The sequence below is a fragment of the Streptomyces sp. NPDC001507 genome, assembly GCF_042894765.1.
Lineage (GTDB): Bacteria > Actinomycetota > Actinomycetes > Streptomycetales > Streptomycetaceae > Streptomyces.
This window is the reverse complement of record NZ_JBIAVV010000008.1, coordinates 1-13,434: the sequence shown is the minus strand read 5'-3', so window position 1 is coordinate 13,434 and position 13,434 is coordinate 1. Positions and strand designations below refer to the sequence as shown.

General features: G+C 71.9%; 10 protein-coding genes. 3 read left to right on the top strand and 7 right to left on the bottom strand.

Features of this window, described 5'->3' with window-relative positions:
* Nucleotides 1-11: 11 nt before the first annotated feature.
* From ACFY0K_RS25120 to ACFY0K_RS25105, 4 genes are all read right to left on the bottom strand, one after another.
* Nucleotides 12-749, bottom strand: a complete 738-nt coding sequence (locus ACFY0K_RS25120) for an MIP/aquaporin family protein (protein WP_390641764.1) — start codon at nucleotides 747-749, stop codon at nucleotides 12-14.
* A 306-nt stretch (nucleotides 750-1,055) separates the two neighbouring features.
* A complete protein-coding gene (locus tag ACFY0K_RS25115; protein WP_390641763.1) occupies nucleotides 1,056-2,696 on the bottom strand; it encodes a GGDEF domain-containing protein in 1,641 nt (546 codons plus the stop codon).
* Between the two features lie 111 nt (nucleotides 2,697-2,807).
* Nucleotides 2,808-3,998, bottom strand: a complete 1,191-nt coding sequence (locus ACFY0K_RS25110) for a lipid-transfer protein (RefSeq protein ID WP_390641762.1) — start codon at nucleotides 3,996-3,998, stop codon at nucleotides 2,808-2,810.
* A complete protein-coding gene (locus tag ACFY0K_RS25105; RefSeq protein WP_390641761.1) occupies nucleotides 3,995-4,441 on the bottom strand; it encodes a Zn-ribbon domain-containing OB-fold protein in 447 nt (148 codons plus the stop codon). Before ACFY0K_RS25105 ends, ACFY0K_RS25110 begins: the two co-directional genes overlap by 4 nt.
* A 195-nt stretch (nucleotides 4,442-4,636) precedes the next feature.
* On the opposite strand from ACFY0K_RS25105, the gene ACFY0K_RS25100 reads away from it, so the two are divergent.
* On the top strand, nucleotides 4,637-5,170 hold the full coding sequence (locus ACFY0K_RS25100; protein ID WP_352367116.1) for an NUDIX domain-containing protein: 534 nt from the start codon (nucleotides 4,637-4,639) through the stop codon (nucleotides 5,168-5,170).
* A 10-nt stretch (nucleotides 5,171-5,180) separates the two neighbouring features.
* Here the strand turns inward: ACFY0K_RS25100 and ACFY0K_RS25095 are convergent, their stop codons facing one another.
* On the bottom strand, nucleotides 5,181-7,541 hold the full coding sequence (locus ACFY0K_RS25095) for a glycoside hydrolase family 31 protein (RefSeq protein WP_390641760.1): 2,361 nt from the start codon (nucleotides 7,539-7,541) through the stop codon (nucleotides 5,181-5,183).
* Nucleotides 7,542-7,755: 214 nt separating this feature from the next.
* Between ACFY0K_RS25095 and ACFY0K_RS25090 the strand changes: the two genes are divergently transcribed.
* Together ACFY0K_RS25090 and ACFY0K_RS25085 are read left to right on the top strand one after the other, a co-directional pair.
* Nucleotides 7,756-9,732 (top strand): acetoacetate--CoA ligase, encoded by a 1,977-nt coding sequence (locus ACFY0K_RS25090; RefSeq protein ID WP_390641759.1) that lies wholly within the window; start codon nucleotides 7,756-7,758, stop codon nucleotides 9,730-9,732.
* Nucleotides 9,733-9,818: 86 nt separating this feature from the next.
* Complete coding sequence (locus ACFY0K_RS25085; RefSeq protein ID WP_390641758.1) at nucleotides 9,819-10,712, top strand: hypothetical protein; 894 nt, start codon at nucleotides 9,819-9,821, stop codon at nucleotides 10,710-10,712.
* 80 nt (nucleotides 10,713-10,792) lie between these two features.
* Here ACFY0K_RS25085 and ptsP read toward each other — a convergent pair whose 3' ends face one another.
* Both ptsP and ACFY0K_RS25075 read right to left on the bottom strand, forming a co-directional pair.
* Nucleotides 10,793-12,463, bottom strand: coding sequence for a phosphoenolpyruvate--protein phosphotransferase (gene ptsP / locus ACFY0K_RS25080; protein WP_390641757.1), 1,671 nt, complete (start codon nucleotides 12,461-12,463; stop codon nucleotides 10,793-10,795).
* A gap of 116 nt (nucleotides 12,464-12,579) precedes the next feature.
* Complete coding sequence (locus tag ACFY0K_RS25075; protein ID WP_390641756.1) at nucleotides 12,580-13,029, bottom strand: PTS glucose transporter subunit IIA; 450 nt, start codon at nucleotides 13,027-13,029, stop codon at nucleotides 12,580-12,582.
* Between the last annotated feature and the right edge of the window lie 405 nt (nucleotides 13,030-13,434).

Here is a 13,434-nt window from a genome sequence, read left to right as displayed (position 1 = left end):
TCCGCGCCGAGTCAGAAGGCCGTGTTGTAGATCAGGCCCGCGAGCGCCCCGCCGATCAGCGGGCCGACGACCGGTATCCAGGCGTAACCCCAGTCCGAGGTGCCCTTGTTGGGGATCGGCAGGAAGGTGTGCACAAGGCGCGGGCCGAGGTCGCGCGTCGGGTTGATGGCGTAGCCGGTGGGGCCGCCGAGCGACAGCCCGATGCCGACGACGAGCAGCGAGACGATCAGCACGGTGGTGCCGGACTCACCGAGCCCCTTGGTCAGCCCGAACGCAAGGACCGGCAGGACCAGCGCGATCGTCGCGATGATCTCGGTGACCAGGTTGGCGACCGGGTTCCGGATCTCCGGGATGGTGGAGAAGATGCCGAGGGTCGGCGTCGGCTCCTCTCCCGACTCCTCGTCGGGCACGTTGGCCTGGAACTGGGCCAGGTAGACCAGGTACGTCAGGACGGCGCCCAGCATCGCACCGACGAGCTGGCCGAGCAGGTAGACCCAGACCTTGCCCCACTTCCCGGTGTCGACGGCGATGCCGATGGTGACCGCGGGATTCAGCTGCCCACCGGAGAGCGGAGCGGCTGTGTAGGCGCCGGCGAGCACGCCGAACCCCCAGCCGAACGCGATCACCACCCACCCCGAGGCCCGGGCCTTGGAGTGTCTGAGGGTGACCGCGGCGCAGACACCGGCGCCGAACAGGATCAGAATGGCCGTACCGATGACTTCGCCGACGAAGATGTCTCCGTTGCTCATGGCGGCTCCTAGGGCGCTGGCCGGGGATCGACCCCGGCGCTTTGAGCAGGAACGGTTCCCTTGGCGACGTCAGCCGAAGGCAGGGAAGGTCCCGCGCCCCGCCCGGCGTCCATGACGAGCGTGCCGTTGCGGCCGAATCGCCCATGGGAGAAGGAGCCTCAAGACAGGAGCGGCCCATGGCGCAGTGCCTGAATACGCCGAGAATGTACGGCGATGTCGACCGACACCGGAAGTTTTCACCGGCACCCGGAGGGCGTCAAGGTCGCCGACGGCAACGATGACAGGCAACCCGCCGGAGCGCACCCGTCACGGCTCCACCGCCGCGCATCCGGCCTGGGCCGGGTGCGCGTTTGAGCCGCGCCGGATCTCGTGCCCGGGCAGCCCCGCCCGCCCCAGCACCCAACTCGCCCCGTGGAGCGCCTTGGCGGCCTTCTTGAGCGGTGCCAGGCAGGCGGCCGCCTGCCGGTGGTCCGCCACGCTGCCCGGGCCGCACACGACGGTGGCCAGGGACAGCGTGACGGGACGCCCTCCCGCGGACCAGGGCGCGTCGAGCAGGGCGGCGACCTGGTCCAGCCCGGTCTCGTCGGCGAGCACCAGGAAGTCGTCCCCGCCGATGTGTCCCACGCGCGCGTGCCCGACGGCGGCCTCCTGCAGCGCCCGCCCCACCGAACGGATCAGCTCGTCGCCCGCGGCGAACCCGGCGCCGTCGTTCACCTGCTTGAAGTGGTCGATGTCCAGCCAGCTCAGCGCGAAGACCCGGCCGTCCGCGAGCCACCGGTCGACCTCGCCCGTGATCGCGTCCGAACCGGGCAGCCGGGTCAGCGGGTTGAGCCCGGCCGCCTCCTCGACCCGGGTCTCCGCGAGCGCCCGCACCAGGTCGGCGAGGCGTACGACGCCCACGCAGCGCCCGAACCGGTCGACGACGGTCACGTCGTCCGAGGTCCGGTCCGGGCCGCCGACGGCCACCACGTCCAGCACCTCCCAGGCGGTCGCGTCGATGCCCACCGTGCGCGGGGCGTCGCCCAGCTTGAAGGCCGGCCGGTCCGCGTACAGGGCGTGCCCGTAGCGGCCGGACATCGACAGCAGGAAGCGGGAGCGGTGCACCGAGCGGACCGGGGCGCCGGTCTGGTCCACCAGGAGCACGCCGGAGACGTCCGGGGAGCCGGTCAGCAGCGCCCGTACCTGCAACGCGGACGCGGTGACCGGCAGGACCGCGGCGGGCCGGACGAACTCGCGCACGGACGGCCCGGAGCGCGGTGGCGGTACGGCGGCGGGGGAGGACGGCGGAACGTATACCTCCGCCACCGGGATCCGGGCCGGCGGCGCGAACAGCTCACCCTGCGCCAGCTGTGCCCCGGCGGACAGCGCCGCCGCGTGCTGGAGTTCGGTCTCCACGCCCTCGACGGCCACCAGGGCGCCGAGTTCCTCGCACAGGGTGCGCATCGCCCGCACCGCCGCCGGCCGGGCGAGCAGCGAGGCGTCGAGCTTGACCAGGTCGGGGGAGAGGTCGGTGAGCAGCCGCAGCGGCACGTCCCCGTCCCCGATGCCGTCCGCGCTGATCCGGAAGCCCTGGCCGCGCAGCACCGCGACGGCCTCCAGCAGGGCCCGCTGCGGCACGTGCGTGTACGGCGGGACGATGTCCAGGGTGACCTCCCAGGGCATCCGGCCGGCCTCGCGGACGGCCTCGGGCAGTGGTCCGATGCCGCCCAGGTCGGCGAGAGTGGCCGCGAAGACGTTGATGTGCAGCGGCAGCAGGGTCTCCTTGCGGGCCGCCGCGCGGAGGGCCAACACCGCCAGACTGCCGTCGAGTTCGGGATTCCGGCGGGCTTCGCCGAGGATGTCGCCGGTCTCGGGGCGGGCGAGGATCTCCAGTGCGGCGATCCCGCCGGTCGTCAGATTGACCACCGGCTGGAAGGCGAAACGGAGAGCATCCGTCCAGGTGCGCACGGGAGCATGATGGCGCCACCGGCGTACGCCCATGGGCAGTTCATGAGACGTTCACGCACCATTTCGGGGTGGTCACGCAGGGTATGCACCTCCGTGGTCACACCCGTTCCGTCAGCGCACCGCTATCACGGACGAGCCGTGCCCGAACAGCCCCTGGTTGGCCGTGATCCCCACGCGCGCGTGCGCCACCTGCCGGTCGCCCGCCGTGTCCCGCAACTGCCAGGTCAGCTCGCACACCTGGGCGATCGCCTGGGCCGGCACCGCCTCCCCGAAGGACGCGAGCCCCCCACTGGCGTTGACCGGTATCCGGCCGCCCGGGGCCGTGGCGCCCTCGCGCAGCAGCTTCGCCGCCTCGCCCTCGGCGCACAGCCCGAGATCCTCGTACCACTGCAACTCCAGCGCGGTGGACAGGTCGTACACCTCGGCCAGGGACAGCTCCTCGGGACCGATGCCCGCCTCCTCGTAGGCGGCCCGCGCGATCGAGGCCCGGAAGGGCTCCGGGGGCGGCTCCACCGCCGACGCGGAGTCCGTGGCGATGTCCGGCAGGTCCAGCACCGCGCTCGGATAGCGGGGGGTGACCGTGGACACCGCGCGGATCCGCACCGGCCGTGCCACCCCGTGCCGGCGCGCGAACTCCAGGCTGGACAGCACCAGCGCGGCCCCGCCGTCGGAGGTGGCGCAGATGTCCAGCAGCCGCAGCGGATCGGCGACCACCTGGGAGGCGGCGACCTCCTCGGCGGTGACCCGCCTGCGGTAGCGGGCGTACGGATTGAGTGCCCCCAGGGCCGCGTTCTTCACCTTGACCAGGGCGAAGTCCTCGGGGGTGTCGCCGAACACCGCCATCCTGCGGCGCGCGTAAAGGCCGAAGTACGTCGGGTTCGTCGCCCCCAGCAGCCGGAAGCGCAGCCAGTCGGGATCGTCCGGCCGGTCTCCTCCGGCGGGCCGGAAGAAGCCCTTGGGCGCCGCGTCCGCGCCCACCACGAGCACCACGTCCGCGAGGCCCGCCAGGATCTGTGCCCGTGCCGCGGCGACCGCCTGGGCCCCGGACGCGCACGCCGCGTACACGCTCGCGACCGGCGCCCCCTGCCAGCCCAGCGCCCTGGCGAAGGTCGCGCCCGCCACATAGCCGGGATAGCCCCCACGCACCGTGTCCGCGCCCACGACCGAGCCGATGTCGCGCCATTCCAGTCCGGCGTCCGCGAGCGCCGCGCGGGCCGCCGCCGTCCCGTACTCGACGAAGCTCCGGCCCCACTTGCCCCACGGGTGCATGCCCACGCCGAGCACCGCCACGTCCGCCGTCATGCCGCCACCCCCGTCGGCCGCCAGTGCCAGGTCGTCCAGGTCGTCTCCGCGTCCTCACTCAGGACTCCGGGGACGATCTCGGCCTCCATGCCCACCGTCAGATCGGCGACGGTGATCCCGGGAACCGCCTGCCCCAGCACCACGATCCGCTCGGGCTCCAGCTCCACAGCGATCAACGCGTACGGCTCCCACGGAAGTTCCGGAACGCTCACATAGGGTGACGGGGGACGGTACCTGCTGTCGGTGTACGACCAGATCCGTCCGCGCCGGGAGAGCTGGACCTCCTCCAGGTCGCCGCCCGCGCAGCCGGGGTTGCGGCAGTGGGCGTCCTCGCGCGGGAAGAAGACCGAGGCACAGGCCGCGCAGCGGGTTCCCAGCAGCCGGAATCCGTCGCCTTCGCCCGTGAACCAGCCGTCGACCGCTGGTGTGCGTGTACGCGACAAAGCTCCTCCAGGACACGAGATCTGACGCAACGTCAGAAGTGTGCCACTGGCGACCCGGATTGGGCAGGCCGCGTCGGCGTTCCTCGGCCGCCGGTGCGTTTCCGGTTCCGGGGCCGCCACGTGTCGGTTCACTTCCGGAAGAAGGTGTTCCAGTGACCGTAAGACGTCGTACTCCCGATCGGATAAAGTCCGCGCGTGTCCGAAAATCAGCACCCAATTGCCAACTCCGCTCCGGGCTCGCACTGTTCGAGCTGCGGAGCGGCCTACGGAGAGGGAATCTCCGGCTGGCCCCGCACCTGCCCGGCCTGCGGCCACGTCGCCTACCGCAACCCGCTGCCGGTGGCGATCGCCCTCCAGCCCGTCTACGACACGAAGGGCACCGCCCTGGTCGTCATCACCCGCACCGTGGCCCCCGCGCGCGGCGGCACCGCGCTGCCCGGGGGCTACGTCGACGACCGCGAGGACTGGCGGCACGCCGTCGTCCGCGAACTCAAGGAGGAGACGGGCATCGACGCGGCCGCCCGCGACGTACGGCTCGTCGACGCCATGAGCTCACCCGACGGGCACCTGCTGCTGTTCGGCCTCCTCCCGGAACGCCCGGCCGAAGGCCTCCCGCCGTCGGGCGCGACCGACGAGACCGAGGGCTGGCACCTGCTGCGACGTCCCGATGAACTCGCCTTCCCGCTGCACAGCGTGGCCGTACGCGCGTGGTTCGAGGGCCGCTACTGAGCCCGCCGGCTCAGCCCAGTCCTCTGACCCGGACGGGCCGGGACGGCTTGCTCACGCCGCTCTCGTCGTCGCGCCGGACCACCACGTGCCGGCCCTCCCAGCGGGCGACGTAACGCTCCATCTCCGGCTCCTCCCAGCCGTCGCCCGCGTCCGGCACGAACAGCCCTCCTCCTGTCCGCCCCCGGGCAGGCGCCCACACCTCAAGCTGCGTCCCGCCGTCCTCGTCCCGCACGGGCAGGACGGCACCCGCGCGCGCCAGCACCGGGATCCGCGACAGCGGGGCATCGACGAGCACCTGCCCGGGACCCTCGTACGCCTGCTCGGTCACCGTGTCGTACCAACGCCCACGGGGCAGCTGCACCGCACGCCGGTCGGCACCCGGATCCAGCACCGGAGCCACCAGCAGGGCGTCACCCAGCAGGAACGCGTCCTCGCAGTCACGCAGCGCCCGGTCCTCCGGCGCCCCCCACCACACCGGCCGCACGTAGGGCGCACCGGTCCGCCGGGCCAACTGCGCCAGCGTCATGAAGTACGGCAGCAGACGCCGCCGTTCGAGCAGCGCCACGCGCGCGTGCTCCAGCACCTCGGCCCCGAACTCCCACGGCTCCCGGCGCCCCGCCCGGATGCCCGCGTGCGTGCGGAACAACGGCAGATACGCGCCCAGCTGGAACCAGCGCAGAAACAGCTCGGGCGACGGACTCCCGTCGTAACCGCCCACGTCAGGACCCGAGTACGGCACCCCGCACAACCCGAGCCCCAGCACCAGCGACAGGGACGCGCGCAGCCCCGGCCAGCCGGTGGCGACGTCACCGGACCACGTGCCGCCATAGCGCTGCACACCGGCCCAGCCCGAGCGGGAGAACAGGAACGGCCGCTCCCCGGGCGAGAGTCCGCGCAGACCCTCGTAGGCCGCCCGCGCCATGCAGAGGGCGTAGACGTTGTGCGCCTCCCGGTGGTCGCCGCCGCGCCCCTCCAGGGCGTGCCGCGCCGAGCGCGGCAGCGTCGACTCGCCGAACGCGCTGAAGGACGTCGGCTCGTTCATGTCGTGCCAGAACCCGGCGAACCCCAGCGCGAGGCGCTCCTCGTACAGCCCGCCCCACCACGCGCGCACGCGCGCGTCCGTGAAGTCGGGGAAGACCGCCTCCCCGGGCCACACCACACCCTCCACCGTCCGCCCCGACGGATCACGGACGAAGGCGTCGACCGACGTCCCGCCGTCGTAGACCGTGTTGCCGGGCTCGGCCTTCACCGCAGGGTCGACGATCGACACCAGCCGGATCCCGTCCCGCCGCAACTCCTCCGCCAGCGTCGGCAGCTTCGGGAAACGCTCGTGATCGACCGTGAACACCTGGTGGGCGTCGTAGTGGTCGATGTCCAGATGGACGGCGTCCAGCGGCAGACCGCGCTCCTGGTAACCGGCGACGATCCGCCGCACCTCCTGCTCACTGCCGAAACCCCAGCGCGCGTGGTGGTGGCCCAGCGCCCACGCCGGCGGCAGCGCGGGCGCTCCCGTGAGCGAGGCCCAGGTGTGCAGCACGCGCGCGGGGGTGCCCACCATCACCCAGCAGCGCAGCGGACCACCGTCCATCCGCAGCTCGCAGCGCCCGGTCCGGTCGTGCCCGGAACCGGCGCCCTCCTCGCCCTCCCGGAGCGTCACCGTGCCGTCCCAGGAACTGTCGTGGAACACCAGATGCGCCGCCGCGTCCGCCACCACCAGCTGCACCGGCATCGTGATGTACAGCGGATCGTCACCGGGCCCGAAGGCACGGCCGGGATCGGTGTTCCACAACCGGTACGTGCCGTCCCGCAGCCGCGGCCCCGAGGCACGCCCGCCCAGCCCGAAGAACCGCGCGTCCGGGGCCACCTCCGACCGCTGCACCCAGCGCGCCGCACCCCCGCCCACCGGCTCCCACCAGCGCGGCGGCAGATCCCGCCGCAGCATCACGCCACCCGGCGTGCACACCTCCACCGCGCCGTGCCGCGAGACACTGACCGTCACCCGCTCCGCCACGACCCGCCAGCCGCCGTCGGTGTCCGGTTCGAGAACCGCCCGCGGATCCGGCTCCGGACAGCGCCCCGCGAGCGCGTACGACGGCTCGGGACCGGCCCCGTCCCAGCCCCAGAAGACGGCCCCGTTCACGGCGACCGTGATCCGCAGCTCGGACCGGCTGAACCGGATCACACCGCCGCCCGGCCCCGGCTCCGCGCCCTGCACCGGGCCCGGCACCCGGGCCCGCTCCGCCCCCCGCGCGGGCAGACCGGCGGCATCGATCCGCCTCCTGCGCCACGCGGCCCGTACGGTACGCAACCCCTGAGCCGCCTTGCTCGAACCGACCACTCTTACCGAACGCACCAGGTCACGACCGTCCATACTGCTCACCCTGCCACTCAGCACTCCACACGCGTGTGCCGTTCAACTGGCGTTCACCCGTGCCGGGGCCACATCTTCACGACACGGACTATGTGGAGCGCGCCCTGGTGTAGAAGTCGATCACATGGCATCGTCCCTGTCAGCCGCGTCACGCGCACACCCCAGCCCGTGCGCGTCCCACGCACACAAAGCGCAGAAGCCCGGGAGCCGCCCCATGTCGTCCGCGAACCCCCAGCCGCTCTGGCAGCCCGATCCGCAACGGATCGCCCAGGCCCGCATCACCAGGTTCCAGTCCTGGGCGGCGGAACACCACCAAGCCCCGGCCGACGGCGGGTACCCGGCCCTGCACCGCTGGTCCGTCGACCACCTGGACACCTTCTGGAAAGCCGTCGCGGAATACTTCGACGTGCGGTTCTCGACCCCCTACGCGCGCGTGCTCGGCGACCGCGCCATGCCCGGCGCCGAGTGGTTCCCCGGCGCGAGGCTGAACTACGCCGAGCACGCCCTGCGCGCCGCCGCCGTCCGCGCGGACGAAACCGCCCTCCTGTACGTCGACGAGACCCACGAACCCCGCCCCGTCACCTGGGCGGAGCTGCGCCGCCAGGTGGGCTCCCTGGCCGCCGAACTCCGCGCCCTCGGCGTCCGTCCCGGCGACCGGGTCAGCGGCTACCTCCCGAACGTCCCGCAGGCCGTGGTCGCCCTCCTCGCCAGCGCCGCCGTGGGCGCCGTGTGGACCTCCTGCGCCCCCGACTTCGGCGCCCGCAGCGTCCTGGACCGCTTCCAGCAGGTCGAACCCGTCGTCCTGTTCACCGTCGACGGCTACCGCTACGGCGGCAAGGAACACGACCGGCGCGAGATCGTCGCCGAACTCCGCCGCGAACTTCCCACCCTGCGCGCCGTCGTCCACATCCCGCTGCTCGGCACCCCCGCACCCGAAGGCACCCTCGAATGGTCGGCACTGACCGCCGCCGACACCGAGCCGGAGTTCGAACAGGTCCTGTTCGACCACCCCCTGTGGGTGCTGTACTCCTCCGGCACCACCGGCCTGCCCAAGGCCATCGTCCAGTCCCAGGGCGGCATCCTGGTCGAACACCTCAAACAGCTCGGCCTGCACTGCGACCTGGGCCCCGAGGACCGCTTCTTCTGGTACACCTCGACCGGCTGGATGATGTGGAACTTCCTCGTCTCCGGCCTCCTCACCGGCACCACGATCGTCCTGTACGACGGCAGCCCCGGCTACCCCGACACCGGCGCCCAGTGGCGCGTCGCCGAACGCACCGGAGCCACCCTCTACGGCACCTCCGCCGCCTACGTGATGGCCTGCCGCAAGGCCGGCGTGCACCCCGCCCGCGACCACGACCTCTCCCGGGTGAAGTGCGTCGCCACCACCGGCTCGCCGCTGCCCCCCGACGGCTTCCGCTGGCTGCACGACGAGTTCGCGGCGAGTGGCGCCGACCTCTGGATCGCCTCCGTCAGCGGCGGCACCGACGTCTGCTCCTGCTTCGCCGGCGCCGTGCCAACCCTCCCCGTCCACACCGGCGAACTGCAGGCCCCCGGCCTCGGCACCGACCTCCAGGCCTGGGACCCGGCAGGCCACCCCGTCATCGACGAAGTGGGCGAGCTGGTCGTCACCAACCCCATGCCCTCCATGCCGATCCGCTTCTGGAACGACCCCGACGGCAGTCGCTACCACGAGAGCTACTTCGACACCTACCCCGGCGTCTGGCGCCACGGCGACTGGATCACCGTCACCTCACGCGGCACGGTGATCATTCACGGCCGCTCCGACTCCACGCTCAACCGCCAGGGCGTACGGATGGGCTCGGCCGACATCTACGAGGTCGTCGAGCGCCTCCCCGAGATCAAGGAATCCCTCGTCATCGGCGTCGAACAGCCCGACGGCGGCTACTGGATGCCCCTCTTCGTCCACCTCACCCCCGGCGCGGTGCTCGACGAGGCCCTGCTGAGCCGCATCAAACAGGCCATCCGCGAACAGCTCTCGCCCCGCCACGTCCCGGACGAGGTCATCGAGGTGCCCGGCGTCCCGCACACCCTCACCGGAAAGCGCATCGAGGTCCCCGTCAAGCGCCTGCTCCAGGGCGCGCCCCTGGAAAAGGCCGTCAACCCCGGCTCCATCGACAACCTCGACCTGCTGACCTACTTCGAGGACCTCGCCCGCAAGCGCGCCTGACATCCGCGCTGCGCACGCTCAGCCACCGTTGTCAGTGGTGCCGGTTACTGTGAGTGAGCATTGATCGACCACACTCAGGGGGAACCATGGCGCGCACCGACCACCGGACCATGCGACGCGTCCTGCGCCGCGAGATCGCCGGCACCATCGGCCTGCTGACCGACGAACACGACTTCCGCGCCATGCGGCGCTACCGCACCTTCACCTTCGACGACCACCTCACCTACCTCCGCCAGATCGAAGCCCTCCTCAGGTCCCGCGCCGCAGAGGGCACCCACACCACACTCGCCCTGTTCGACCCCGAGGAATACGCCGAGTTCTGCACCGCCACCGGCCTCGACCCCGACGACCCGGCCAGCCGCACCCGGTTCACCGCCCAGCTCGCGGCCACCGGCCCCACCGTCCCCTACGACGGCCGCCCCCTCACCGACCTCGTCCCCGCCCTCGTCGACGAGGCGGTGCGACAGGCCACCTGGGAGTACGCCAGCACCCTCCTCGCCCGGCTCGGCCCCTGCCCCACCTGCGGCGAGGACGTCGGACGCGCCGCCTTCGTCCGCGCCTCGCACCTCCTGACCCGCATCCTCGACACCGCCCCGGCAGGCAACCGGCACCTCGTGTGCAGCGTCTCCGGACCACCGGAAACCCTCGTCACCGTCCTCCACGCCGACCGGAACAGCGACGGCACCACCCACCTCGACGAGGCCGAAGCCCTCGAATTCACCAGCGTTCTCGCCCTCGGCCTCGCCACCAACAGCCCCGGCGGACTCGTCATGCGCACCAGCGCCGCCGGCGCCCCCGACCGTGTCTACGGCTGGCGGCTGCGCGGCAACGACCTCGGGCCCCTCACCGCCGGCGAGGTCTTCGACGCCTACTGCACCGACGTCGAATCCGGAGACCTCATCTCACCGGAATCCGACGTCGACTACTGCGCGCCGCCCGACCTCGGCGACCAGGAGACGCCCTCCGGTCACCACCACTGAAAACAGCGGGGGCGCCCCACCCACAGGTGGAGCGCCCCCGGAAAGACACCGGAAAGACAGCCGATCACGGCCGTGGCCGACTACTCGCCGGACAGCACCGCCTGCGCCGCCACACGGGCCTCGTCCGCGCTGTCGGTGGCGCGCGCGGCCGCCGCGGCCCGCTCGCACTGGGCCAGCGTGTACTTGGCCAGCATCGCCCGGACATAGGGAATCGACGCCGCGCCCATGGAGAGAGAGGTGACACCCAGACCCGTCAGCACACACGCCAGCAACGGATCCGACGCTGCCTCACCGCATACGCCACAGCTCTTGCCCTCGGCCCGCGCCGCCTCCGCCGACAGCGCGACCAGATCGAGCAGCGCGGGCTGCCACGGATCCTGCAGCCGCGACACCGCACCGACCTGACGGTCGGCGGCGAACGTGTACTGGGCCAGGTCGTTGGTTCCCAGCGACAGGAACTCGACCTCCTGGAGGACCGAGCGCGCCCGCAGCGCGGCCGACGGAATCTCCACCATCGCGCCGAACTTGGCCCGCAGTCCCGCCTCCCGGCAGGCGTCCGCGAACGCCTTCGCGTCGGCACGGTCCGCCACCATCGGGGCCATGACCTCAAGGTGGACGGGCAGCCCCTCGGCCGCCTTCGCCAACGCCGTCAGCTGGGTGCGCAGCACCTCGGGGTGGTCGAGCAGCGTCCGCAGGCCGCGTACCCCCAGCGCCGGGTTCGGCTCGTCCGCCGGCGTCAGGAAGTCCAGCGGCTTGTCCGCGCCCGCGTCCAGCACCCGCACGACGACCCGGCCCTCGGGGAACGCCTCCAGCACCTGCCGGTAGGCCTCGACCTGCTTCTCCTCGGAGGGAGCGCTCTTGCTGTCGTCGAGGAACAGGAACTCGGTACGGAACAGACCGACACCCTCGGCACCGGCCTCCACCGCGGCCGGCACGTCCGCAGGCCCACCCACGTTGGCCAGCAAGGGCACCTTGTGCCCGTCGGCGGTCGCGCCAGGGCCGGTCGCGGCGGACAGCGCCGCCTTCCGCTCGGCCGCCGCCGCAGTCAGCGCGGCCTTCCGCTCCGCACTCGGGTTCACGAAGATGTCGCCGCTACTGCCGTCGACGGCGACCACGATGCCCTCGGCCAGTTCCCCGGCACCCGGCAGCGCCACCACGGCAGGCACCCCGAGCGCCCGCGCCAGAATCGCGCTGTGGCTTGTCGGCCCGCCCTCCTCGGTCACAAAACCCAGCACCAGAGCCGGGTCCAGCAGCGCCGTGTCCGCCGGCGCCAGATCCCGCGCGACCAGCACGTACGGCTCGTCACTGTCCGGGACACCCGGCATCGGAACCCCCAGCAGCCGGGCGACGATACGATTCCGCACATCGTCCAGGTCGGCCACCCGGCCGGCGAGGTACTCGCCCGCTCCGGCCAGCAGCTCGCGGTACGCGGCGAACGCGTCGTACACGGCTCGCTCGGCGGTGCTGCCGACGGCGATCCTGCGGTCCACGTCGGACATCAGCTCGGGATCCTGCGCCATCATGGCCTGCGCCTCAAGCACCGCCTGGGCCTCGCCACCGGCCAGGTTGCCGCGCGCCATCAGGTCGGCCGCCACCGCATCCACGGCCTGACGGGCACGCCCCTGCTCCCGCTCCGCCTCATCCGCGGGGATCTGCTTGGCAGGCGGCTCCAGAACCGCCGTTCCCATGTGCCGAACCTCGCCGATCGCCACACCGTGGCTCACGCCGACGCCTCGCAGCGTTGTCTCCATCTCACCCGTCTCCGATAGTGCGGCGGGTCCCGCCGCCGCGGTGGTTGTCGTGATCGCCGCCTGCTCCGTGTCGTACGACGGGACGGCGGCGGGGCCGGTCGTCGGTCAGGGACGAGTCAGTTCCAGGCGAAGAGAGCGTCGCCGGACTTCACGTCACCGTCCTCACGGACGTCGGAGAGAGAGTCGGCGGTGGCCTCCAGAGCCACGACTGGGCAGACCGGGGACTTGCCGGCGGCCTCGACCTCGGCCGGGTTCCAGCGGATCACGGCCTGGCCGCGGGTCACGGTGTCGCCCTTGTTGACGAGCACTTCGAAGCCCTGCCCGTTGAGCTGCACGGTGTCGATACCGAGATGGGTGAGCACGCCGTGGCCGCTCTCGTCCACCACGACGAACGCGTGCGGGTGGAGGGAGACGACGACTCCGTCCACGGGCGCCACGACCTCGGAAGGCTCACGCGCGGGGTCGATGGCGGTGCCCGGGCCGACCATGGCCCCGGCGAAGACCGGATCCGGCACTGCGGCCAGCCCGATGGCGCGTCCGGCGAGCGGGGACGTCACGGTGGTCATGGGAAGCCTCCCAGGAGTGGAGCTGCTTACGGGCCGTCACAACCTGTTCCGGACGGCTGAGCAGCAGCGTATGTCATATGAAGTGGCGGTTCCGCATGGAAGCTACCAGGTAGTGGTCTAGACCACCAGCCTATTCGATTTGCGTGGCCTTCGAGGCTCCGTGTACAGTCGTACTCCTGCATGGGGCCAAGCGGTGCGATAAAGCACTGCCACCCGGCAGCACCCAAACTTGTCAGATCCTAACTTGGGATCATCTTCCGCATGCCTGCGGGAAGGTGGTCAGAGGGCCGGAAAAACACTGATAGAGTTTGAAACACCGAAGGGAAGCCCGGAGGAAAGCCCGAGAGGGTGAGTACAAAGGAAGCGACCGTTCCTTGAGAACTCAACAGCGTGCCAAAAGTCAAC